Here is a 23,238-nt window from a genome sequence, read left to right on the forward strand (position 1 = left end):
GGTATCAAATGCGAAATGCTATTCTTGATCGGTTTACGAAGACCACAGAGAACTGTCACGTTAGCGACATCGTTTGGTTGCGAACGGCCACGGTTTCCCATCCACCACCTTCTGCCCGCACTCGCTATCCGCTGAACGGCAAAGCCGTGTCGCGGAAGGTACGTCCTGCATCGAACGGGTGAAACACCCGGCAAGGTGAAGCGCACATCATGTCCAGCCTACAAGAATCCAGTACCTCGTATCTGTTTGGGGGTAATGCGCCTTACGTAGAAGAGCTCTACGAGGCCTACCTCGACAATCCAGGATCGGTCCCCGATAACTGGCGTACCTATTTTGACCAGCTGCAACACATGCCAGCGGTCGACGGTAACGAATCCACTCGCGACCAGGCTCATGCCCCCGTCGTTGAATCGTTTGCCCAACGCGCCCGAAGCAATGGCTTCCTGCCGCGTGCTGCCGATACCGACCTCGCCGTCGCATCCAAGCAAGTCCACGTCCAGTCGATCATTGCCGCGTACCGTTTTCTGGGTGCGCGCTGGGCCGATCTCGACCCGCTGCAGCGCACCGAACGTCCGGCCATTCCCGAACTGGAGCCCAGCTTCTACGGTCTGACCGAAGCGGACATGGACAAGGTTTACTCGGCCACCAACACCTACTTCACGACCGCCGAGCACATGACGCTCCGCCAGATCGTGAAGGCGCTGCGCGATACGTACTGCCGCAGCATCGGTGTCGAGTTCATGCACATTACCGATCCGGTCATCAAGCGCTGGATCCAGCAACGCCTGGAAAGCACGCAAGCCACGCCATCGTTCACGGTCGACCAGAAAAAGCACATCCTGGATCGCCTGACCGCTGCCGAAGGCCTGGAGCGCTATCTCCATACCAAATACGTCGGTCAGAAGCGTTTCTCCCTCGAAGGGGGCGAAAGCTTCATCGCGTCGATGGACGAACTGATCCAGCACGCCGGCGCGCGCGGCATCCAGGAAATCGTGATCGGCATGGCCCACCGCGGTCGCCTGAACGTCCTGGTCAACACCCTGGGCAAGATGCCGAAGGACCTGTTTGCCGAATTCGAAGGCAAGCACAACGACGACAGCCTGGCGGCCGGCGACGTGAAGTACCACAAGGGCTTCTCGAGCGACGTCACCACGCGCGGTGGCCCGGTCCACCTGTCGCTCGCGTTCAACCCGTCGCACCTTGAAATCGTCAACCCCGTCGTCGAAGGCAGCGCCCGCGCCCGCCAGGAACGCCGTGGCATGGAAGGTGGCAAGGAAGTGCTGCCGGTGCTGGTGCACGGCGACGCGGCCTTCATCGGCCAGGGCGTCGTGATGGAAACGCTGAACCTGGCGCAAACCCGCGGCTACGGCACGGGCGGCACGGTTCACCTGGTCATCAACAACCAGATCGGTTTCACCACGTCCGACCCCCGCGACACCCGTTCGACCCTGTATTGCACCGACGTCGTCAAGATGATCGAAGCGCCCGTGTTCCACGTGAACGGCGACGATCCTGAAGCCGTCGTGTTCGCGACGCAGATGGCCATGGACTTCCGTGCCGAATTCGGCAAGGACGTCGTGGTCGACATCGTCTGCTTCCGCAAGCTGGGTCACAACGAACAGGACACGCCTGCCCTGACGCAGCCGCTGATGTACAAGCGCATCGGCCAGCATCCTGGCACGCGCAAGCTGTATGCCGACAAGCTGGTCACGCAAGGCGTGCTGGCGGAAGGGGAAGGCGACGAGTTCGTCAAGAACTTCCGCGCCGCCATGGACGAAGGCCGCCACACGGTCGACCCCGTCCTGACCAACTACAAGAACAAGTACGCCGTCGACTGGTCGCCGTTCCTGAACCGCAAGTGGACCGACGTGGGCGATACCGCCATGCCGCTGGCCGAACTCAAGCGCCTGGGCGAACGCATCACGACCGTGCCGGAAGACTTCAAGGTCCACCCGATCGTCGAAAAGGTCCTGAACGATCGTCGCGCCATGGCGCGCGGCGAACTCAACCTGGACTGGGGCATGGGCGAGCACCTGGCGTTCGCCAGCCTGGTGTCGTCGGGCTATCCGGTGCGTCTGACCGGCCAGGATTCGGGTCGCGGCACCTTCACGCACCGCCACGCCGTGCTGCATGACCAGAAGCGCGAGCGCTGGGATGCAGGCGTCTACGTGCCGCTGCAGAACGTGTCTGAAGCGCAGGCTCCGTTCCGCGTGATCGACTCGCTGCTGTCCGAAGAAGCCGTGATGGGCTTCGAATACGGGTATTCCGCCGCCGAGCCGAACACGCTCGTGTGCTGGGAAGGCCAGTTCGGCGACTTCGCCAACGGCGCCCAGGTCGTGATCGACCAGTTCATCAGCTCCGGCGAAGCCAAGTGGGGCCGTCAGTCGGGTCTCGTGCTGATGCTGCCGCACGGCTACGAAGGCCAGGGTCCGGAACACTCGTCGGGTCGCATTGAACGCTTCCTGCAGCTGTGCGCCGACAACAACATGCAAGTCGTTCAGCCGACCAACGCTGCGCAGATCTTCCATGTGCTGCGTCGCCAGATGATCCGCCAGTTCCGCAAGCCGCTGATCATCATGACGCCAAAGGCGTTGCTGCGTAACAAGGCTGCCTCGTCGCCACTGTCCGACCTGACGTCGGGTGGCTTCCAGACGCTGATCGGCGAAACCGACGAGACGCTCGACGCCTCGAAGGTCAAGCGTCTCGTGCTGTGCTCGGGCAAGGTCTACTATGACCTCGTCGCGTCGCGCACCGAACGCGACGCCACCGATGTGGCGATCGCCCGCGTCGAACAGCTCTATCCCTTCCCGCACAAGATGGTCGCGGCAGAGATGAAGAAGTATCCCGGCCTGACGGAAGTCATCTGGTGCCAGGACGAGCCGCAAAACCAGGGTCCCTGGTTCTACGTGCAGCATCATCTGTACGAGAACATGACCACCGGTCAGAAGCTCGGTTATGCAGGCCGTGCCGCATCGGCATCGCCGGCAGTGGGTTACTACGCCAAGCACCAGGAGCAGCTCAAGGCTTTGCTGGACCAGGCGTTCGGCAAGATGAAAGGGGTGTTCCTCACCAAGTAAGGAATGACCGGGACTCGCCCGTGCGCGGGTCCCGCAGGCGCCCCTCGCCTTGATTGCAAACCAGAATAATTTTTGCGGAAGATACTGAAATGGCTGTTCATGACGTTGTAGTCCCCCAATTCTCCGAATCCGTGTCCGAAGGCACCCTGCTCAACTGGAAGAAGAAGCCAGGTGAAGCCGTTGCCGTCGACGAGATCCTGATTGAAATCGAAACCGACAAGGTCGTGCTCGAAGTGCCGGCTCCGTCGGCTGGCGTGCTGACTGAAATCCTGAAGGCCGACGGCAGCACCGTCGCTTCGGGCGAACTGCTTGCCAAGATCGACACCGCCGCCGCTGCCGGCGCCGCGCCTGCTGCAGCAGCGCCAGCTCCTGCTGCCGCGCCCGCCGCAGCCCCCGCCGCTGCGGCACCGGCCGCCGCGCCTGCTGCGTCGGCGCCTGCCGCGTCGATCCCGTCGCCTGCCGCTGCCAAGCTGCTGGCCGAAAAGGGCATCGCCCCTGAATCGGTCGACGGTTCGGGCCGTGGTGGCCGCATCACCAAGGGCGACGCCCTGAGCGCCTCGGCGCCTGCCGCTGCCCCGGCCGCGCCTGCTGCGCCGAAGGCTCCGGTTGCCGACGCCACGACGCTGGTCAATGGCCGTCCGGAACAGCGCGTGCCAATGAGCCGTCTGCGTGCCCGTGTTGCCGAACGTCTGCTGCAATCGCAAGCCGAAAACGCGATCCTGACCACGTTCAACGAAATCAACATGCAAGCCGTCATCGACTTGCGCAACAAGTACAAAGAGAAGTTCGAGAAGGATCACGGCGTCAAGCTGGGCTTCATGTCGTTCTTCGTGAAGGCCGTGGTTGCCGCGCTCAAGCGCTACCCGGTCGTCAACGCCTCGGTCGACGGCAAGGACATCGTCTACCACGGCTACTTCGACATCGGTATTGCCGTGGGCAGCCCGCGTGGCCTGGTCGTGCCGATCCTGCGCAACGCCGACCAGCTGAGCCTGGCCGAAATCGAAAAGAAGATCGCCGAATTCGGCCAGAAGGCCAAGGACGGCAAGTTGGGCATGGATGACCTGACCGGCGGCACGTTCTCGATCTCGAACGGCGGCACCTTCGGTTCGATGCTGTCGACCCCGATCATCAACCCGCCGCAAGCGGCCATCCTGGGCGTGCACGCCACCAAGGAACGCGCCGTGGTCGAGAAGGGCCAGATCGTCATCCGCCCGATGAACTACTTTGCACTGTCGTATGACCACCGCATCATCGACGGCCGTGAAGCCGTCCTGGCCCTGGTCGCGATCAAGGACGCCCTGGAAGATCCGCAGCGTCTGCTGCTGGACATCTAAGGAGTCACGGAATAATGGCTAAACAATTCGACGTCGTCGTCATCGGCGCGGGTCCTGGCGGTTACATCGCCGCCATCCGCGCAGCCCAACTGGGCATGTCGGTCGCGTGTATCGACGCATGGTCCAACGCCAAGGGCGGTCCCGCTCCCGGCGGCACCTGCACCAACGTCGGCTGCATCCCGTCCAAGGCGCTGCTGCAATCGTCCGAGCACTTTGAACAAGCCGGTCACCACTTTGCCGATCACGGCATCAAGGTGGAAGGCCTGGGTCTGGACCTGCCCAAGCTGCTGGGTCGCAAGGACACCGTCGTCAAGCAGAACAACGACGGCATCCTGTACCTGTTCAAGAAGAACAAGGTCACCTTCTTCCATGGCACGGCAGCGTTTGCCGGCCAGGTCGAAGGCGGCTGGGCCATCAAGGTCACCGGCAATGCGTCCGAAGACCTGGTCGGCAAGCACGTGGTCGTCGCAACGGGCTCCAGCCCGCGCGCCTTCCCCGGCATGCCCTTCGACGAAAAGCAGATCCTGTCCAACGAAGGCGCTTTGACCATTCCCGAAGTGCCGAAGCGCCTGGGCGTGATTGGCGCGGGCGTGATCGGCCTGGAAATGGGCAGCGTGTGGCGCCGTCTGGGTGCTGACGTGACCATTCTTGAAGCCATGCCAACCTTCCTCGGCGCCGCCGACGAACAGGTTGCCAAGGAAGCCTTCAAGGCGCTGACCAAGCAAGGTCTGAAGATCACGATGGGCGTGAAGATTGGCGAAATCCAGTCGGGCGACACCATTACGGTCAACTACACCGATGCCGCTGGCGCTGCGCAAACGTTGGCCGTCGACAAGCTGATCGTGTCGATCGGCCGCGTGCCGCACACCGCCGGCCTGAATGCCGAAGGCGTTGGCCTGAAGCTGGACGAGCGCGGCTTCGTGGAAGTCGACGCCGACTGCAAGACCGGCCTGCCGAACGTCTGGGCAATCGGTGACGTGGTCCGCGGCCCGATGCTGGCGCACAAGGCCGAAGAAGAAGGCGTTGCCGTGGCCGAGCGTATCGCCGGCCAGCACGGTCACGTCAACTTCAACACCGTGCCTTGGGTCATCTACACCAACCCTGAAATCTCGTGGGTGGGTCAGACCGAGCAGTCGCTCAAGAACGAAGGCCGCGCCTACAAGGCCGGTACCTTCCCGTTCCTGGCCAACGGCCGTGCGCGTGCCCTGGGTGACACGACCGGTCTGGTCAAGATCCTGGCCGATGCCACGACCGACGAAATCCTCGGCGTGCACATCGTTGGTCCGCAAGCGTCCGAGCTGATTTCGGAATGCGTGGTCGCAATGGAATTCCGTGCTGCGTCCGAAGACATCGCCCGGATCTGCCACGCGCATCCGTCGCTGTCCGAAGCCGTCAAGGAAGCCGCTCTGGCGGTGGACAAGCGCGCTTTGAACTTCTAAGTGCGACAGCTGATGCCTTGAACTTGAGGGCATCAAAAAAGAAGGGCCTGCCGGGGCGACTCGGCAGGCCCTTTTTCATGATCAATCCAGCGACACGCCGGCAGCCTTGATCTGCTCCGCATACCTGCGCCGGTCGCCCTCAAGAAACGATGCATACGCTGCCGGGTCCATGTCCAGGACCGTCAGTCCCACACCGGTGATGTAGCGCTGCTGGAATTCCTGCCGCCGGATGATGCGGGACACGTCGGCGGCAACCCGGTTGACCACGGGTGCGGGCGTGCCCCGTGGCGCAACGAGTCCGAACCACGAACTGGATGCCATGCCGGTGATGCCGGATTCAGCAAAGGTGGGCACGTCGGGGAACAAGGGATGCCTTTGCAAGGCGGCCACCGCCAGCGCGCGGATCTTGCCGCCCTTGACCAGCGGGATGGCAGACGGGGGACCGGCGATCGTGAAGTCGATCTGCCCGCCGGACAGCGCTGCCATGACCTCGGTCACGCCCTTGTACGGGATATGGTTGAACTTGACACCGGTAGCACGGGCCAGCGCTTCGGCGTCCAGGTGTGCCTTGCTGCCCAGGCCAAAGGTGCCATAGGTGACCTGGCCGGGCCGCGCCTTGGCCTGCTCGATCAGGTCCTGCGCGGTCTTGCCCGGAAACTCTTCACGCACGACCAGCAGCCCTGCTGTGGCCACCAGATTGATGACCGGCACAAAGTCGTTGACCGGGTCGTACGGCAGCTTTTTGTACAGCTGCTGGTTGGCGGACAGGGTCGGGTCGTTCGCCATCAGCAGCGTGTAGCCATCGGGCGCGGACTTGGCCGCGGCTTCGGCCCCGATGATGGTGTTGGCGCCCGGACGGTTTTCGACAATGACGGCCTGGCCCCACTGCTGGCCGAGTTCCTGCGCAATGCCGCGCATCAGCACATCGGTCAGTCCGCCTGCGGTAAAGGGCACGATGACCTTGACCGGTTTGACGGGCCAGGCTGGCGCGCTGGCAGTGGTCTGCGCATAGGCAGGGGATGCCAGGCAGGCAGGAAGCAGGGCGGCAGCCGCCAGGCTGCGAAGCAGGGTACGCATGGATGTCTCCTCAGTGGTCGTCGCCTTCAGGCGATCTGTCGGTTCTGGTCGCGCCAATACGGCTCGCGCAGGGTTTTCTTGTCGATCTTGTTGGTGCTGGCCACGCGCGGCATGATGTCGACGATCTGCAGGATCTTCGGCTTCTTGTAGCTGGCGATCAGCGACCGGCAATGCGTGACGGCGTCGTCCAAAGTCAATTCCGCGCCCGGGCGCAGCACCACCACCGCCATCACCGATTCGCCCCACTGCGGGTCGGGCACGCCAATCACGGCAGCCTCGGCCACGGCCGGGTGCATCAGCAGGGCTTCCTCGACTTCGCGCGAGTAGATGTTCTCGCCGCCCGACACGATCATGTCCTTGCGCCGGTCCACGATGAACAGGAAGTGGTCGTCGTCCCAGTAGCCCATGTCGCCGGTCTTGAGAAAGCCTTCGTGGAACGCGGCGGCGGTGGCGTCGGGGCGGCGCCAGTAGCCTTGCATCAGTGCCGGTGAGCGCACCCAGATGTCGCCGACTTCGCCAACCGCGCATTCGCTAAAGTCATCGCGCACGATGCGCATGTCGGTATCGAAATACGGCTGCCCGGCGGACGCCAGGCGCTTGACCTGTTCGGCAGGCCCGTCCAGCACGTGTTGATGTTTCTGCAGCACGCTGCCCAGGCCGACTTCGGTCATGCCATAGATTTGCATGAAGATCGGTCCGAACGCCGCACGGGCACGTCGCGACAGCGCGACCGACATCGGGGCCGAGGCATAAACGATCGTGTGCAGGGTCGACAGGTCGCACGCATGGTGCGTCAGTGCGTCCAGCAGCATCTGGATCATGGTGGGCGCCAGATGCGCGACGGTCACGCGTTCGGCCGCAAGGCTGTCCAGGATCTGTACCGCATCAAAGGTCCGGTGCAACACGATGGTGCCGCCCGTGATCAGGTACGTGAACAGCTCGGTCGGCCCCCCGATGTGATAGAAGGGCATCACGATCAACATGCGGTCGGTCTGGCTCGCCAGGTGCGAAATCGCCTGTGAACGCGTCTGTTCCAGTTGCCCGGCGCTGCCCAGCATCACGCCCTTGGGCAGGCCTGTCGTGCCACTGGTGTAGATCAATAGAAAGGTGTCGTCGTCACGGGCGCGCAGGGTGGTGATCCCGTCAGCGCCCGCGGCCAGCATCGATGCGTAGGGGGTCGACCACGAGGGGGGCGGCGCAGCGTTGGGGCCTGCTGCGCCATCAGGCCCGCTGATGCAGACATACATGACCGCCGGACCCAGGCTTGCCCGCAGGGCGTCCACACGATCGGTGTAGCAGTCCTCAAAAAACACCACCGCCGGATCCGCGTCCTGCAGGATCACCGTCTGCTCCGGCAATGACAGCCGATAGTTGATACCGACACCTATCAATCCGCCCACGGCCGCAGCGCCATAGATTTCCAGGTACTCGACGCAATTGCGCGAAAGGATGGCGATACGGTCCTGCCGCTGCACGCCACGCTTGTCGAGCGCGCTCAACAATTGTTGGATACGGCTGAACAGGTCGCGATGGGTCGTCGTATGGCCCTCGAAGCGGACGGCCGGATGATCGCCAAAGCACTGAGCGTTCCGGATGAACACGTCTCCCATATTCATGTCGCGTGGCTCCGTCGGTGGATAAGGGTAGAGATCTGTCCTTCCTGCGCGATGTCGCCGGTGGACTTGAGCAGGCGGACGCGTCGTTCGATCACGGCGCGCGCGCCGTCGCGGGTTTCGCGCTTGCCGGTCAACTCGACTTCGGCGTGGATGGTGTCATTCATGAACAGGGGCGCGCGAAACGTCCAGTCGTTCAGACCCAGGGCGGCAATGACCGCATCGCCCAGTTCAGGCAAGTGCGTCGCCATGCCCAGCGCCAGGTGGATGCCGTAGCTGCCCTGGAACATGCGCTGGCCGGCAGCCGTCGTGGCGGCGAACGCCGCATCGGCGTGGATGGGATGCCAGTCGCCGCTGGTCATGCACGACCACGACAGTTCGGCTTCAGTCAGCGTGCGGGCGGGACTGCGCCAGCTCATGCCGACCTCCAGCGCATCGAAGGTCATCACGCCATTCATGCCGCGCTGCCCAGGCTGGCTTCCAGAAAGGCCATGGTGCGTTCATGTGCGGTCTCGCGCGACGTTGACGCTTCGCGGGTATAGAAACCGTGGCCTGCCTGTTCGTACACATGCAGGGCGACGCCGGGGCGCGTGGCAAGCGTGTGGGCGATCTGCTCGCGGGCCATGGCGTCGATATAGTTGTCTCTTGCACCGATATGCAAAAGCAAAGGGCACGAGACCTTGTCGGCCTCGTCCAGGTTCTTCTCGATGCCGACGCCATAGAACGACACGGCGGCGCCGACGTCGATCCGCGCCGCGCACAGATAGGCCAGCTTGCCGCCCAGGCACATGCCCAGCACGGCCACCGGCGCATCTGGCCCCATCTCGCCGTGGATGTGCTCGACGACACGGTTGATGTCCTGCACCGCCAGCGACTCGTCGAATTGCTTCAGGGCGTCAAAGGCGAATGCGATGTCTTCCTTGGAATGCGACAGTTCGATGCCCGGGCGAATGCGCCAGAACAGGTCGGGCGCCAGGGCCAGGTATCCTTCGGCGGCGAACCGGTCGGCCACGTCACGGATGGCGGGGGTCACGCCAAAGATTTCCTGCAGCACGATGATGGCGCGGCCGTTCGGCGCCGCGGGGCGGCTCACATAGGCCTGGAAAGATTGTCCGTCGCCGGCAGGAACGGTCACGGTTGAAACCGCCGAAGCGCCGGAAGGGTGGGGCGTCGATGCGTCAGGGGTGGATAGGTTAATCATGGGCATCCTCAGAATGCGTAGTTGCCTTTGAGCAGTTCGCGGGCGATCGAACTGCGATGGATTTCGGTCGTGCCGTAGCCGATGGACATGCCGCGCACGTCCCGGAAGTGGCGCTCGTAGGGATACTCTTCGGACAGCCCATAGGCGCCGGCCAGCTGCATCGCTTCGTTGGTGACACGCACCGCCATCTGATTCACATAGGTCTTGGTAATGGACGTGTCGACGATGCTGGGCTCGCCGGCATCGACGCGGGCGGCCGCGCGGTAGAGCAGGGCACGCGCGGCTTCGACATCGATCGCCATGTCGGCCAGTTTCCACTGCAGGCCCTGCTGTTCGGCGAGCGGTTTGCCGAACTGCGTGCGCTCCTGCAAATGGGTCGTGATGTTCTCGAGCGCGGCTTCGGCGACCCCCAGGCAGATGGGGGGATTGCCCGCGATGCGATCCGCGTCCAGCACCTGGAACAGCTGGCGCATGCCGCCCGCGGGCAACAGCAGGTTGTCGGCCGGAATGCGGCAGTCCTGGAACACCAGTTCGGCCATGCCCGTGCCCCGCAGGCCCAACAGGTCCAGGTGCTTGCTGACGGTAAAGCCCGGGGTGTCTTTCTCGATCAGCACGGCGCCCACGCCGGCCAGTCCGGGCGCCGCGGTCAGTCTGACCAGCACCAGGAACAGGTCCGCCACCTGCGCGGCCGTGCACCAGAGCTTGCTGCCGTTCAGCACCAGGCTGTCGCCGTCCCGGACGGCCTTGGTCTGCACGTTGCCCACGTCCGATCCGGCATTGGCTTCCGACATGCTCCATGCCGTCAAGACTTCACCCTTGGCGATGCGATGCAGATACCTATCCTTCTGGGCATCGGTGCCCAGGTGAAGCAGGGCGCGCGGCGTGGCGCCGTCGGTGCACGAAAACAGAATGGCCGTGTTGGCGCAGGACCGCGCCAGTTGCTCGATCACCAGGACCGTGTCCATCAGGCCCAGCCCCGCGCCGCCGTACGCTTCCGGCAGGAACAGGCCCGTGTAGCCATGCTCGGCCAGGACATGGACGTTTTCCACGGGCGGCCGGTACTCCCGGTCGGCGTGGGCGGCGCCCGGCGCGAACTTTTCCCTGGCCAGCGTACGCACGGCGTCGCTGATCAGACGTTGGTCTTCATTGAGCCCGAACTGCTGCATGGTGCAAATTTCCTTAGGATCGTGTCAAAGAAGTCAGTCGGTCCCAGTCCACCTGTTGCGTCAGCCCGCAGGCCTCGGGCAGGCGCAAGCGCCCATCACGAATCGCGGGCAGGTCGACGATCTGGGCGGTCATGGCCAGATACCAGGTGGTCTCGGCGGGCAGGGCGTCGTCGGGCAAGCACGCGGCCTGGGCCAGCGCCGTCAAGGTGCCCAGGGCGCTTTCACCGAACATGCCAACGACCGTCAACGCGTCGTGGGCTGCGGCCATCTGCGCCATCTGCCGTGTGGCGCTCAGGCCAAAGCGGCCAGGTTTCAGGCTGATCGCCCGGGCGCCGCGTTCCAGGAACAATGCCGTGTCGCGCAGACCGGTGTTGCCGAAATCCACCAGCACGGGGGACACCAGCGAGGCCTGCAGTGCTTCGAATTCCGCATCGGGGGCAAGGGGACTAGGATCTTCGACCAGGGTCGCGCCCGCTTCCGTCATGGCATCCACATACCCCTGCGCCACGTCGGGCGGATAGGCGCCATTGGCGTCGACATACAGGGCGACGCGGCTGCCCACCGCGTCGCGGATCGCCCGCACGGCCTGCAGGTCGACGTCCACCCCTTGGCCGCCCTTGATCTTCAGGGCGCGAAAACCATGGCGGGCGATGATGTCGTCGGCCTCCTGCACCATCAGGGACGGCGCCTGACGCGTCAGTACCCACGACAGATCCACCGTGCCGCGCCCACCCCAGTGTCGCCATAGCGGTGTCCGGGCCGCCGCCGCACGCAGATCCCACAGGGCGTTGTCCAGCAGCGTGCAGGCAGCCTGCTGGCCAGGGATCATGGCGAGCCGTGCCGCCACAGCCGACGGGTCGGACACGTCCTGATCCTGCAGCCAGGGCAGCAGGACGTCTTCGAGCGCAGCCGCGATCGTGCGGGCGCTCGCGCCATTCCATGTGGGCTTCAGGACGGTTTCCGCGACGCCTTCATCCCCGGTGTCCGCGGTCAGGCGCAGCAGCAGAAAGTCGGCGCCGTCTTCGACAATGTCCGACCATTTGACGGCACGTGCATAGGGCAGCCGGTAGCGATACAGCGTGTGGCGAACGAGACGCATGGCCGCCGCTCAGTTCGCCACCGCGCCCGACGCGCGGATGATGGGACCCCACTTGGCCGTCTCGGCACGCATGTAGGCCAGGAAGGCGTCCTTGGTCAGCACGTTGGGCTCCAGCCCCTGCGCAGCCAGCCAGTCGCGCGATTCGTCGGTGCCCAGAATGCGGCTCATGGATGCGGCCAGGGTGTCGACCACATCGGGGGGCGTGCGCGCGGGCGCTGCCATCGAGTACCAGGCCAGCACTTCGAAATCCGGATAGCCGGCTTGGGCGACGGTCGGCACGTCGGGCACCAGCTTGCTGCGCGCCTTGCTGGTGACGGCAATGGCGCGCAGCCGGCCGTCGTTGACCAGTGCCAGCGTGCCTGGAATCGTCACGAAGGCGAAGGCGACGTCGCCCCGCACCACGGCCGAGATGGCATCCGACTGGCCCTTGTAGGGCACATGCTGCACCGCCACGCCCGCCTGGCCGCGCAACAGCTCGCCCGCAAGGTGGCCGCTGGTCCCATTGCCTGCGGACGAAAAGCTGATCTTGCCGGGCTGCGCACGCGCCCGCTCCACGAGTTCTCCCACCGTTTTTATGTCGAGCCCCGGGTTGACAATCAGCAGGTTGGGCGCCGATGCCAGCATCGCGATGTGCGTCAGGTCGCGCATCGGGTCGAACGGCAGCTTTGCGTACAGGAAAGGATTGAAGATGTGCGTCGGCAGCCCGCTTACCAGCAGGGTGTAGCCGTCGGCCGGCGCCTGCACCGCCTGTTCCGTACAGACATTGCCCCCGGCGCCCGGCCGGTTCTCGACGACGAACGCCTGACCCGTCTGCTTCTGCATCTGGTTGCCGACATAGCGGGCCAGCATGTCCACGGTGCCGGCAGGGGCGAAGGGGACGATGACGCGCACGGGGCGCACGGGCCAGGGCAAGGTCTTGCCCGTCTCGGCGGCCGATGCGGGCGGCGCCAGCACCATCGACAGAGTGGGTGCTATCGACGCCAGCCGCAGCATCGGTTCGATCGTGGCCGCGCGCAATAGGCGCCGCCGCTGGGTGACCAGGGGGTTCATAGTTGGTCTCCTCCGGATGCCTCATCGACGCCCGAGGTCTCGGCCTCGGTGCGTTCCCACAGTGTCCGCGCAATGGGATTGCGCAGCTCCTCGGCCAGATGGCCGACGATACCGATCGATCGCCCGATCACCGCCAGTCCGCGGCACAGCTGCCACGGGATCGCCAGCTCGCAACACAAGGCGCCGAGGGCGCCGGTTGCGTTGACGGGCAACTGGCCCGGCTTGCCGGCGACGCGCTCCGCTTCGGCCGAGATCGCGTTCATCAAGGCGACATACCGCCCGTGCAGACCGTGTTCCCTGGCCAGGTCGAACAGGCGCGTCGTGCGAGGGTCGACCGGCTTGTGCAGGTTGTGGCCGATGCCAGGAATCGGGCGGCGCGCGGCGCGGTGCTCGGCCACGATACGTGCGGCCAGGTCAGCGATGGTTACCTCAGAAGGCGCCGTGTCTTCGGCGGACGTCGACGCGCCTTCAGCAGCGCTACCCGCCGCGCCACCCGGTGCCTGGTACGCCGCCTGCAGCAACTTCGCCGCGCCTTCCGCCGTCCCGGCAAACGTGCTGCCGATCCCGCAGAGCCCGGCCGCCACTGCCGCCTGCAGCGACTCCGGCGCGCCCAGGTAGGTCAGCCGCGCGGCCATCACCATGGGCGTCATGCCATGCTCCACCAGGGTGGCCAGCATGGCGTTGAACACGATGGACTGGTGCGCATGCGGGCGCTTGCCGGTGATTTCCAGAAAGGCGAAGTCGCCCAGGTTCAGCGTTCCCAGCACCTCGGAACACAGATCCAGTCCCTGCACCGTAATGGTGGTCGCGTCACTGCGGCCCATGGCGGAACGCATGGGGGTGCGGCCTGTTTGCATCGTGTCTCCTCGGTGGCCTGCTTTTGTCGTCGTGCTTTATTTTTTCGCAAGGTACCATTCGCTGAGCATGCTCAACAATCGAAGCGCTTCATACACACTATGACCAAAATCGATATGACCGATATGGATCTGAACCTGCTGACCGCCTTCCAGGCCTTGATGCAGGACCGGAACGTGACGCGCGCCGGACTGCGTCTCGGCCTGTCGCAGTCGTCCATGAGTCATGCGTTGACACGGCTGCGCAAACTGACCGGCGATCCGCTGTTCGTCCGGCTCCCAGGCGGCATGGAACCTACCCCCTACGCGCTACAGATCGACGCCCCGATACGCGAAGGGCTCGCCTTGATGCAGGCCGGCCTGAACCGCGTCACGCATTTCGAACCCGCCACCACCGACCGCACCTTTCAGCTGCTGCTCAGCGACATCGGCGAACTGGTGTACCTGCCGCAGCTGATCGTGCGGCTGTCGCAGATCGCTCCCGGCGCCAACCTGCGTGTGTTGCAGCTGCCCCGCGAGTCGTACCGCAATGCCTTCATTGCCGGCAACGCCGATCTGGCAATGGGCTTTTTGCCCAGCCTGCAGGCCGGCTTCTACCAGCAGCGGCTGTTCGATGACTCGTATGTGTGCCTGGCGCGCAGCGCACACCCGCGCGTCGGCAAACGGCTGACCCTGAAGCAATTCGCCGCCGAATCGCACGTCCTGATCGAACCGGCCGGCTCGCGGTACAGCCATGCCAGCGCGCAACATTCCACAACGTCATTGATCGAACGCTATCTGGCCAGCAAGGGCATGAAGCGCCGCATTGCGCTGCGCGTGCCGCACTTCATGGTGGTGCCGAGCATCGTGCAGCAGACCGATCTGCTGGCCATCGTGCCGAGCTATGTCATGACGTACATGAAGCCCATGCCAGGTCTGAAGACGCTGCCCCTGCCGATCGACGTGCCTCGCTTCGAGGTCAAGCAGTTCTGGCATGAACGCAGCCACCACGACCCCGCCAATCAGTGGCTGCGGAAAGTGGTGGCGGAGCTGTTCCTGCAATAGCGGAAAGTCCCGTCGGGCGCGCCGCGCGCCCCGATCACCGGGGTGCGACTGTCGGGTTCTCCTAATCGCGCAAGCGTGAATGGAAGTGATACCTTCGACCAGCGCGTCATCCCATGACTGACGGCTGCTCTCAACGCCCCTTGTGTGCGTTGCCGCCATGCAGGCCCGGCCCGTGCCCTGCCAGTCCTTTCGATATTGATTCCATGCCTCAAGAGATCGCGCGTGCACAGGCGCATAACGCGTATCGCCAGATGCCGCTGGGCGTGTTCGGCAACGGTGGTGCCTGCCTGATTACCGTCGCCATCCTGCACGACACGTTCACGTGGTCAGAGCTGATCTATCTGCCCATCGTGATGGGCGTGTTGCAGTTCATTCCGGTCAGCATGCTGCTGGGCCGTCTGCGCCACCGCACTGATCCGCAATGGGCCGCCAAGGTGTTGCGGCGTGTCGTGGCCGACTCCGGCATGCTGGGCATGTTCTGGGCATGCGCCATGATCGGATACCTGCCATACACCGACCATGAAACCAAACGTCTGCTGCTGGTCTGCTCGTGCTTTCTCGGTGCCGGCGCCGCTGGCGTGCTACAGGCCGTGCCGCGCGCGTTCGCACTGTATGCGGGTCCGATGTACGCCATCGGCCTCTATTTCGCGATCAACGAATGGACGGTCGACGGCGGGATCCTGGCGGGCATGATCGCCATGATGCAGATCGCGGTGCTCTGGATGTTGTGGATCAATCACAGCAACTTTCTCGAGCTCTTGAGCCGCAACCGGAAGCTTGACGAATTGCGGCGGGAGGCCGAGGCGGCACGGCTTGCCGAAACGGCATTTGTCGAGAACCTGAACCACGAGATCCGGAACGCTGTGTCGGGCGTGGTCGGCTATTTCGATATCGCGCTCGAATCGCGGTTGTCGGAACACGAGCAACTGACGCTCATGACCCGCGCGCGCGATGCCAGCAGCATGTTGCTGACGCTGCTCAGCGATCTTCTGGATGTGGCTCGCCTGAATGCGGGCCGCGTGCCCCTGACGATCCAGCCTTTTGATCTGCGTGAGGTGGTGCGGCTCTCCATCGTATCGACCTCGGCAGCCATTCGGCGCAGGCCGATCTCTGTCGTGTGCGCCATCGACGATTCCGTGCCGTCCTGGCTCGACGGAGACGCCGGGCGCGTTCGCCAGATCATCGTCAACCTCGTCAGCAATGCCATCAAGGTCATGCAGCGCGGCACGGTCGTTATCCAGGCGTCCTACCGAAAGGAAAACGGTCAGGGTTGGCTCGATGTGGCCGTGATCGATGATGGTCCCGGTATTCCGCACGCGCAGCAGCAGGTCATGTTCGAACGCTTCTCCAGGCTGTCCGACTTCAAGACGTCGGGCGCCCGCGCGGGAACCACTGGCTGGGGCTTGGGCCTGAGCATCTCGGCGTCGCTCATAGAGTTGATGCATGGCCGCATTACCGTGCACAGCATGCCCGGTCAGGGCGCCACGTTCCGCATCAATCTGCCGCTGGCGCACGTCGAGACGCCGGTGCCAAGGGAGACCCTGGCATCGGCGGCCGCCTCGGTCGTGCCACTGCGCAGGGATATCTCGGTCTTGATCGTCGACGACATGCCCATGAATCTGCTCGTGCTCTCCAAGATGCTGGAGAGCCTGGACTGCCGGGTGACCGTTGCCGAGCATGGCCTTGACGCGGTGTCGCTTTGCGCGGCAGAGCGTTACGATCTGGTCCTGATGGACGTCGACATGGCCGAGATGGACGGCGTAGAGGCCACGCGGCGCATACGCGCCTTGCCTGCGCCTTTTTCCGACGTGCCCATCATCGCGGTCACCGGATTCGCATCGCCCGAGCAGGTGGCGCGCATCCACGCGTCGGGAATGAACGCCCACGCGCTCAAGCCGATGCGCAAAGCCACTGCGGCGCAGTTGCTTGCCAACTGGGTGCCTCAGGCGACGCCAGGAAATGGCGATGCGCAGCCATCATTGGCTCGTTTCATGTCCTAGCCCCGCTACTTATGCCCACCAGGAAGCTGCCATGAACCCCACTGTCGCCATCGCTGACGATCACCCCCTCGTTCTCCAGGCCGTCGGCAATGCCCTGCGCGCCACGAAGGCCTACACCATCCTGCATGAATGCCAGACCGGGCAGTCGCTGTTGGAAATGCTGGCGCAACGCCCGGCTGACCTGGTGGTAATGGACTTCAGCATGAGTCGCAATGACCGTTCGGTTGACGGTCTGGCCCTGGTCAAGCGCGTGCGCCGCGTCGCACCGTCAGCGAAGGTTGTGCTGCTGACCGCGCAGGCGCACCCAGGGGTGCTTGCATGTGCGTTGAAGGAACCCGTCAACGCCATCGTGAGTAAAGAAGACGGTTTGGACGAACTGCTCCGAGCGTGCCATCACGCGCGCACACAGGATCTGCCCTACTGCTCACCGACTGTGCGGCGGTTATTGGACGATGCCGGCGCGATGCCCGATGCCAAGGTGCCGGCGCTGACCCCGAAGGAAATGGAAGTGTTGCGTCTGTTCGCGGCCGGCCATGGGCTCGTAGCCATTGCAGAGCGCCTGTCCCGATCGGTCAGTACCGTATCGTCGCAAAAGCACACCGCAATGAAAAAACTGAATCTGAAATCCAGTTCCGAACTGCTACGTTATGCGTATGAAAGCGGGCTGATCTAGGCCGGCGAGTTCCCCCCTGCCGTATCCAGGGGCTCGGTGGTCGCAGGAGCGCTGAGTGCGCGCATTTGTCGGGCAATCCGCCAACCACGCCGACGCAGGACGCCATCGTCGACATGGGGCAATTCGCAATCGCGTTCCAGGTCGCGACACTCGTCAGCCAGCGGGCGCAGGCCCAGCAACAACAAGCCGCTGCGAATGCGGTGCATCCGGCGATGCAACTGCGTGCCAAGAGAGGTAGAGGTGCTCAGCATCGTATAGAGCTTGTCTGTCTCCTCTCGGAGGTGCACCAGCAATTGAGCATGTAGCTCGGGCGAGTAGAAGTCGTCGTTGTTCCGGATCGGCACCGCTCGGCTGACCGACGAAGCACGATGTGCATCGGCTGCAGCGTCAATGACGATACGCAGCCTGGACGCAGCCAACGGCTTGGGAACAAAGTCGTCGAAGCCTCGCGCAAAGCACGCTTCCATATCTGCGTCGCTTGCCGTCGCGCTTGACGCGACGACATACGCTTCAGGAGCCCGTTCATGGAGCATGCATAACAGCACGTCATGTCGGCCTTGTGAGAAATCCAGGTCTAGCAACGCAATGTCGACGCGTGCGGTGTTCAGGTGGTGGATCGCCTGGTCAACGCGTGCTGCCGAAAGCACGCGCGCATTGGCCCGCCTGATGGTTGCTGAACCACGAAGGCGGTCCAGCCAGGATGGTTCGAAAAACAGAATATGCGGGATCGAGCGCGTGGCATCCGGGCTCGCTTGGGCACGCATCGGCGTAAGGTTTGCCAAGTCGTCGCGGGACGTCCCAAACCTTTGCGGAAATGACATAAGTGGATCGCTTCGTGAGTTGCCAGGCAGGGGCTTAGTTGTAGTAAGCCTCGAGGGTCACGGGAATCAGAAACGGACCCACACGTTCCGTACCGCCGACCAGGTATTTCACGATCGCCGTGAAGTTTCGGGTATTGCCGCTTGCTTGTGTGAACCTGACCTCTGTGTCGGTGTCCGAATCTCCCAGGTTCGCGCCCAGCACCTTGGTGCCGTCACGAATCTGCACGCCGACGATGCTGTTTCCCGGGTAGGCCGGGTTGCCGGATTCGCCATGGAACAGACCGTTGCGGAATCGTCCGCCGGTCGCCACGAATCGCATTGCAGGACCTTTGTTGCCCCGGCTTGCCAAGCATGCAGTTGATACCCGGGGTCGTGGCTTCACGGTGATGGAAAGGGCTGCTCGACCCGCTGCTCCTGCTTGAGCAGGTCGAGCGGCACCACGCCCATATCGATGGTCGCGACACTCGTGCTCATGTCGTTGACCAGAATGACCGGTGGAGCGCAGACACCGAAGGTCATCTCGCTGCTGTTGGCCAAAGGGAACAGTTCGAGGCCGGTGGCTTCATGGCCCAGCGCCATCACTTTGAGTGCAATATCAGACCCCCGGGGTATGACGATGGTCCGTCGGGCGTCGGAATCGGCTCGCGTTGAATCGGCCACAACGAAGTCCAGCTGAATGTTCAGCCATGGAACGTGGCCTGAAGTTTCCGGCCGGCTGTGGGGCGACCAATAGAATGGGAACGTAGGATCGCTCCACTGCACGGATCGAAAATTCTTGAGCTCCAGCAAACGCCCCTGCACGGGCGTGACACCGTCGCGTATCAACATCAGCTCGTCAGACGGAGCCTCGATCGTGCTGCGTATTCTGAGATCCAGACCATTGGTCTTCAACGCATTCAGGTAGCTTTCCGACGGAACCACCTTCAGATAGATGGGCGCGGCACCGGCGTTGGCTTCGAAGCACAACACGCGGTTTGCCCAGGACTGTGTGGCGATCGTGAAACCTGGTGTCAGTGCATACCACTGGCTGGAATTGACCCGATCAATCGACTTCATCATTGCGGGCACTTGCCTGACGTAGAGTTCGTACTCCCCGTTGAAATTCGTGTCGCGCCTGTCACTCACTGTCATCGAGGCGCACTTGACCGACTGGCTTGCCGCCTGTCCGCAGGCCAGGATGCCAAGGAGCCACACGCACGTGGTCAGCGCAGTCACAAGATGGCTCGAACGGCGCCTTGCCTCGATCCGCGTCTTGCCGGTCAGGGCTTTCGGATCCTGAATTTCAGAGCGTGCGGGACGCGAGCTCGGGGTCGGGAATGTCATCGTGTCGCCTGCATACGGTTGTCGCTTCGAATCTGGCAAACCAGCTTCATGCGCTGGAATGCCTTGGCTGGGTCGCGGTCCGGCAAGGTGTATTCCGCTTCGCATACATTGCGATTCCACCTGGCTCGCAGAAGCCCCTTGTCTTGCTGCAGAAAGAGCATGGCGCGCCCCTTGACATCGGTGATGCCGAGTTGCCGCCCGTCTGCATCTTCTACGGACGCCGCGAGCGGCAGAGGGATGCCGTTCGACGCGATGAGCTCGAACTGGACGCGCCGGCCGGTCGAGCCTTTGAATACGATCAAGGGGACGGCGCCGCGTCGCGGCACCACATGCTGCGAGGTCTGCTCGATTTCGATATCGCTGTCGGTCTTGCGGGTATCGACACCAACCTGATTGCGCGCATACGGCACAAGGTAAGGCACTATCCCATAGCCGTTCGCGCCTGTCGTGCCGCCGCCCTGCAGGCCGACATGGCGGGTGTCGGCGATCTGAACCAGTCCGAACGTCTCGCCTGCGGAATGTCCAAAGTTGATCCCGCCGCCATGCGCCACCGCCACGCCATTGGCCGTAAACGACGCGCTCTGGTAGCCCTTGCCTTGACTCACTGATGCGCTGACTTGCGCGGCGGGAAGCCGACCCGACAGACTGCCGGATGTTGCCACCTGGGTATCCTTGTTTGCATACAGCGAATAGTAGATATCCCGTTCGACGGGCAACGCGCCGTTCAGTCCCAAGGACATCGAACTGCCGCCCGTGTTGCCGTCGCTGTAGTAGCTCGTCGCCGTCGGCGCGTGGCGTCCGGTGCCCAGCGGTGCTGACAGTGTCAGCATGGCTCGTGTGTCGGACCCTGCCCGATACGAAAAGCCGCCTGGGTAGGATGCGTTGATGTCACTCGTATGAGAAAGGGAAAAGTTATAGGCGACCGAGCCCCACGTATTGCTGTAGCCCGTTTGTAGCGTGCGTCGATTTCCGCTGGAATTCCAGTAAGTCTGGTCATTGGCGCTCAGGTAGACGCTGCCGAGCCGTTCGCCCAGTTGCTGATAGACGCTGACATTGAAACTGGTCCGCATGCGGACGGCGGCATAGGCGTAGGCACCGTTGCCGACAGAGTCAGCAAGTCCGCGTTCGTCGACGTGATTCTGAAACGTGCGAAATCCTTCTGACGAATATCGGTAGCCTGCCAGCGTGAAGTTCGTGTTGGTGCGAGTAAACGTCTTGTTGTAGAGCAGGCGAATGCTTTGGCCGCTGGTAGTCGCGCCTTGCACATTGCTGCGTGACTGCGTCAGGTCGGTAGACAGGGCGCCCCAGAAGGTATTGACGGCGCCGCCCAGGTTGATGGCATGAAACCCGCTGCTGGCCTGCACGCCGCCAAACGCCGTAAAGTTTTCTCGAGCGCCCCAGGCCAGCGTGCCGGCGAATACCGCAGGATGGGGGCGGGCGTCCGCGCGGGTGCCGCCATCGTACTGGCCCAGCGCGGCGTGATACCGCAGCGCGTCGGCTCGCACCATCATGGGCAAGGCGCCGAATGGCTGTCGGGTCACTCGACGCCGTCCACCCGCCTCGATGAGGGTGATTTCCAGTTCGCCGTTTGAACCGGATGGGTAGAGATCATCAATCACGAAGGGTCCGGGCGACACCGGTGTACTGCTCAGCAGATAGCCATTCTGGCGGATTTCCACCGTCGCATTGGTCTCGGCGATGCCACGTACCACCGGCGTGTAGCCGCGCTCATTGAAAGGCAGCATCGATTCGTCAATTCTTAGCGACATCCCGCGGATGCGCACGGAATCGAACACCTGGCCATCGGTAAACAGCTGCCCAAGTGTCAGCTGCGCCTGCAGCGCATCGATGTCGCGTTGCACATAGGTGCGATTGCTGGAAAACGCTGTCCCTCCGAAGGTGCTGCTGACGACATTGGAGTCGTTGCGCAACCGCCAGGCACCCAGGTTGACGCCGTTGCGCAGTCCCACGAACGTGTTGCTGACCGGTGCTGTGTTGTCGCGCCAGTCGCGACGGGTATTGGCGCTGTAGTTGGTGAATGCCACCGTTGCGCCGGCATCCCACTTGGATGGGTCCACCCGGCGGCTGGCATTCGGGCGCATCCACGCTTGCGGCACGCTCAGCAGCAACAGCAGGCGATTGGGCTGGTAGTCGAACTGATACTCGGGAATCAGGCGGGGCAGGTCCACGCAGGGCGCGGTGGCTTCCAGCCCTTGTTCGATCCCGCGGCTGCGCAAGCGATTCACCTCGACGCCGAAGTCTTCCAGTGCGGACATGGTGAGGCAGGGTACGAGCTTGCCCAGTGCATCGTCGCGCACGAAACTGATGTTGTGCCGCCCGGCCGACACGCGATTGATGGCAACGTCCAGCCAATAATTGCGCGGCAACACACCATTGCCTTTGAGGAACTCTTCAAGATCGCTTGGCGGGATACTGCCGGTCAGGAATTGGGAGTTGAATCCGCTTGCACGCGCGCGCGTCGCACCAGGGGCGAAGTCGGCGCCGAGCGTCGATGAGGGCTGCGTGCCAGGCGCGGGCTGGGCAAAGGCGCCGCCGGATGCCACGGCGCACGCGGCCAGCGCGATCCGGCGCGTGCGAAGAAGCGCGAATAGGCGGCGAGGCATGTCACGGCACCTTGGTAACGACCGGCGATGCGTACGCCGTGGCGTTCGGCTTCAACGACACCTGAAAGACGTCATCACCTCCGTAATCGTTGATGCTGGTGAAGTTCACCAGCAGGTCATCGCTGACGGCAGCTGCATTCAGCGGAAACCGGTGCGTGCCCTGTGGGCCGATCATTTGGCCGTCCGCCAACGTGTGTGCACGGTCACCGTCGCCGGTACGAATCCCGACCATGGACACGTGGAAGGAAGTGGGGTTGGTCACTTCGATGGCTGTCCCATCCGGACCACTGACACGTCGCCAGATCAGCGCGCGGGGGGCGTCAGCCACGTTCCCCTTCAAGCCGCGCGGACGGTAGAACACCTTGACCGCATGACGGACTGCCAATTGCAGGACATTTTCGCTTGCCGGGTTGCGCGGGATGTCCTGTACGTAAAGCCACGCAACGGATTCCCGGTCTTCGGGCAGCCCGCTACCTTCGTACAGAATGCGCAGCAACTGCGAGCTTTGCGGCGGGATACGCGCCAGGGGAGGGACCAGCGCAAAGGGCGCATCGTCCTTGTCGTCGGAAGACGCCATCCACGATTGGATCAATGCTTCTTCCATGCCGTCGTTTCTGACCAGCATCGTGGCTTCCTTGTTGGAAGCGTCGAAGATGACCCGGGTTGCCTGAAGCACGATCGCGGCGCGTGCCGCGGGAGCTGATACAGAAAGGACGATGGCCAGTGCCAGCGACCGCAGCGCCATCATCAGGATGCATGGGCGAGACAAGACGGGTCTCCTCAGAAGTGAAGGGGGATAGGAGAGTATTACGGCGCGCGGCTGGCGCCCTGTATGCGGTGCTT

19 protein-coding genes are annotated in these 23,238 nt (G+C 63.5%); 6 read left to right on the forward strand and 13 right to left on the reverse strand.

Annotated features, from left to right (window positions below):
• Positions 1-209: 209 nt before the first annotated feature.
• The 3 genes from IE116_RS01805 to lpdA all read left to right on the forward strand — a co-directional run bounded on the left by IE116_RS01805 (position 210) and on the right by lpdA (position 5,850).
• A complete protein-coding gene (locus IE116_RS01805) occupies positions 210-3,077 on the forward strand; it encodes a 2-oxoglutarate dehydrogenase E1 component (RefSeq protein WP_189609255.1) in 2,868 nt (955 codons plus the stop codon).
• Between the two features lie 89 nt (positions 3,078-3,166).
• Positions 3,167-4,411 carry a 2-oxoglutarate dehydrogenase complex dihydrolipoyllysine-residue succinyltransferase gene (odhB, locus tag IE116_RS01810; protein WP_189609257.1) on the forward strand — a complete coding sequence of 415 codons (1,245 nt, stop codon included), beginning with the start codon at positions 3,167-3,169 and terminating at the stop codon, positions 4,409-4,411.
• Between the two features lie 14 nt (positions 4,412-4,425).
• Positions 4,426-5,850, forward strand: a complete 1,425-nt coding sequence (gene lpdA, locus IE116_RS01815; protein WP_189609259.1) for a dihydrolipoyl dehydrogenase — start codon at positions 4,426-4,428, stop codon at positions 5,848-5,850.
• 81 nt (positions 5,851-5,931) lie between these two features.
• Here the strand turns inward: lpdA and IE116_RS01820 are convergent, their stop codons facing one another.
• From IE116_RS01820 to IE116_RS01855, 8 genes are all read right to left on the reverse strand, one after another.
• Entirely contained in the window at positions 5,932-6,927 is a 996-nt protein-coding gene (locus tag IE116_RS01820; RefSeq protein ID WP_189609260.1) for a Bug family tripartite tricarboxylate transporter substrate binding protein, read from the reverse strand.
• A 26-nt stretch (positions 6,928-6,953) separates the two neighbouring features.
• A complete protein-coding gene (locus tag IE116_RS01825) occupies positions 6,954-8,543 on the reverse strand; it encodes a class I adenylate-forming enzyme family protein (RefSeq protein ID WP_189609263.1) in 1,590 nt (529 codons plus the stop codon).
• Positions 8,540-8,998, reverse strand: coding sequence for a MaoC/PaaZ C-terminal domain-containing protein (locus IE116_RS01830; RefSeq protein ID WP_189609264.1), 459 nt, complete (start codon positions 8,996-8,998; stop codon positions 8,540-8,542). Before IE116_RS01830 ends, IE116_RS01825 begins: the two co-directional genes overlap by 4 nt.
• Positions 8,995-9,675 (reverse strand): dienelactone hydrolase family protein, encoded by a 681-nt coding sequence (locus IE116_RS01835; protein ID WP_189609266.1) that lies wholly within the window; start codon positions 9,673-9,675, stop codon positions 8,995-8,997. The genes IE116_RS01830 and IE116_RS01835 overlap by 4 nt, the downstream gene beginning before the upstream one ends.
• Positions 9,676-9,749: 74 nt before the next feature.
• Positions 9,750-10,907, reverse strand: a complete 1,158-nt coding sequence (locus tag IE116_RS01840; protein WP_189609268.1) for an acyl-CoA dehydrogenase family protein — start codon at positions 10,905-10,907, stop codon at positions 9,750-9,752.
• 13 nt (positions 10,908-10,920) lie between these two features.
• A complete protein-coding gene (locus tag IE116_RS01845; RefSeq protein WP_189609270.1) occupies positions 10,921-12,006 on the reverse strand; it encodes a mandelate racemase/muconate lactonizing enzyme family protein in 1,086 nt (361 codons plus the stop codon).
• Positions 12,007-12,015: 9 nt separating this feature from the next.
• A complete protein-coding gene (locus tag IE116_RS01850) occupies positions 12,016-13,056 on the reverse strand; it encodes a Bug family tripartite tricarboxylate transporter substrate binding protein (RefSeq protein ID WP_189609272.1) in 1,041 nt (346 codons plus the stop codon).
• Positions 13,053-13,913, reverse strand: coding sequence for a citryl-CoA lyase (locus IE116_RS01855; RefSeq protein WP_189609274.1), 861 nt, complete (start codon positions 13,911-13,913; stop codon positions 13,053-13,055). Before IE116_RS01855 ends, IE116_RS01850 begins: the two co-directional genes overlap by 4 nt.
• A gap of 99 nt (positions 13,914-14,012) precedes the next feature.
• Between IE116_RS01855 and IE116_RS01860 the strand changes: the two genes are divergently transcribed.
• From IE116_RS01860 to IE116_RS01870, 3 genes are all read left to right on the forward strand, one after another.
• Positions 14,013-14,954 (forward strand): LysR family transcriptional regulator, encoded by a 942-nt coding sequence (locus IE116_RS01860; protein WP_189609276.1) that lies wholly within the window; start codon positions 14,013-14,015, stop codon positions 14,952-14,954.
• A 203-nt stretch (positions 14,955-15,157) separates the two neighbouring features.
• Positions 15,158-16,954: an ATP-binding protein gene (locus tag IE116_RS01865; protein ID WP_189609278.1), complete on the forward strand. Its 1,797-nt coding sequence runs from the start codon at positions 15,158-15,160 to the stop codon at positions 16,952-16,954.
• Positions 16,920-17,627 carry a response regulator gene (locus IE116_RS01870; RefSeq protein ID WP_229827953.1) on the forward strand — a complete coding sequence of 236 codons (708 nt, stop codon included), beginning with the start codon at positions 16,920-16,922 and terminating at the stop codon, positions 17,625-17,627. The genes IE116_RS01865 and IE116_RS01870 overlap by 35 nt, the downstream gene beginning before the upstream one ends.
• On the opposite strand, the gene IE116_RS01875 is transcribed toward IE116_RS01870, so the two are convergent.
• The 5 genes from IE116_RS01875 to IE116_RS01895 all read right to left on the reverse strand — a co-directional run bounded on the left by IE116_RS01875 (position 17,624) and on the right by IE116_RS01895 (position 23,164).
• Positions 17,624-18,409 carry a response regulator gene (locus IE116_RS01875; RefSeq protein WP_189609279.1) on the reverse strand — a complete coding sequence of 262 codons (786 nt, stop codon included), beginning with the start codon at positions 18,407-18,409 and terminating at the stop codon, positions 17,624-17,626. The genes IE116_RS01870 and IE116_RS01875 overlap by 4 nt on opposite strands.
• A 73-nt stretch (positions 18,410-18,482) precedes the next feature.
• Positions 18,483-18,767, reverse strand: a complete 285-nt coding sequence (locus IE116_RS01880) for a hypothetical protein (RefSeq protein WP_189609281.1) — start codon at positions 18,765-18,767, stop codon at positions 18,483-18,485.
• Positions 18,768-18,826: 59 nt separating this feature from the next.
• Complete coding sequence (locus tag IE116_RS01885; protein WP_189609283.1) at positions 18,827-19,771, reverse strand: hypothetical protein; 945 nt, start codon at positions 19,769-19,771, stop codon at positions 18,827-18,829.
• Positions 19,768-22,395 (reverse strand): fimbria/pilus outer membrane usher protein, encoded by a 2,628-nt coding sequence (locus IE116_RS01890; protein ID WP_189609285.1) that lies wholly within the window; start codon positions 22,393-22,395, stop codon positions 19,768-19,770. Before IE116_RS01890 ends, IE116_RS01885 begins: the two co-directional genes overlap by 4 nt.
• A 1-nt stretch (position 22,396) precedes the next feature.
• On the reverse strand, positions 22,397-23,164 hold the full coding sequence (locus IE116_RS01895) for a fimbrial biogenesis chaperone (protein WP_189609287.1): 768 nt from the start codon (positions 23,162-23,164) through the stop codon (positions 22,397-22,399).
• Positions 23,165-23,238: the final 74 nt, after the last annotated feature.

It is taken from the genome of Pigmentiphaga litoralis (assembly GCF_014651835.1).
Taxonomy (GTDB): Bacteria; Pseudomonadota; Gammaproteobacteria; order Burkholderiales; family Burkholderiaceae_B; genus Pigmentiphaga; species Pigmentiphaga litoralis.

Coding starts and splice junctions, on each gene's coding strand:
- IE116_RS01880 (WP_189609281.1), bottom strand. CDS start 18,767: ATGCGATTCGTGGCGACCGGCGGACGATTCCGCAACGGTCTGTTCCAT.
- IE116_RS01885 (WP_189609283.1), bottom strand. CDS start 19,771: ATGACATTCCCGACCCCGAGCTCGCGTCCCGCACGCTCTGAAATTCAG.
- IE116_RS01865 (WP_189609278.1), top strand. CDS start 15,158: ATGCCTCAAGAGATCGCGCGTGCACAGGCGCATAACGCGTATCGCCAG.
- IE116_RS01850 (WP_189609272.1), bottom strand. CDS start 13,056: ATGAACCCCCTGGTCACCCAGCGGCGGCGCCTATTGCGCGCGGCCACG.
- IE116_RS01820 (WP_189609260.1), bottom strand. CDS start 6,927: ATGCGTACCCTGCTTCGCAGCCTGGCGGCTGCCGCCCTGCTTCCTGCC.
- IE116_RS01805 (WP_189609255.1), top strand. CDS start 210: ATGTCCAGCCTACAAGAATCCAGTACCTCGTATCTGTTTGGGGGTAAT.
- IE116_RS01860 (WP_189609276.1), top strand. CDS start 14,013: ATGACCAAAATCGATATGACCGATATGGATCTGAACCTGCTGACCGCC.
- IE116_RS01840 (WP_189609268.1), bottom strand. CDS start 10,907: ATGCAGCAGTTCGGGCTCAATGAAGACCAACGTCTGATCAGCGACGCC.
- IE116_RS01870 (WP_229827953.1), top strand. CDS start 16,920: ATGCGCAGCCATCATTGGCTCGTTTCATGTCCTAGCCCCGCTACTTAT.
- IE116_RS01830 (WP_189609264.1), bottom strand. CDS start 8,998: ATGAATGGCGTGATGACCTTCGATGCGCTGGAGGTCGGCATGAGCTGG.
- IE116_RS01890 (WP_189609285.1), bottom strand. CDS start 22,395: ATGCCTCGCCGCCTATTCGCGCTTCTTCGCACGCGCCGGATCGCGCTG.
- IE116_RS01855 (WP_189609274.1), bottom strand. CDS start 13,913: ATGCAAACAGGCCGCACCCCCATGCGTTCCGCCATGGGCCGCAGTGAC.
- IE116_RS01825 (WP_189609263.1), bottom strand. CDS start 8,543: ATGAATATGGGAGACGTGTTCATCCGGAACGCTCAGTGCTTTGGCGAT.
- IE116_RS01845 (WP_189609270.1), bottom strand. CDS start 12,006: ATGCGTCTCGTTCGCCACACGCTGTATCGCTACCGGCTGCCCTATGCA.
- lpdA (WP_189609259.1), top strand. CDS start 4,426: ATGGCTAAACAATTCGACGTCGTCGTCATCGGCGCGGGTCCTGGCGGT.
- odhB (WP_189609257.1), top strand. CDS start 3,167: ATGGCTGTTCATGACGTTGTAGTCCCCCAATTCTCCGAATCCGTGTCC.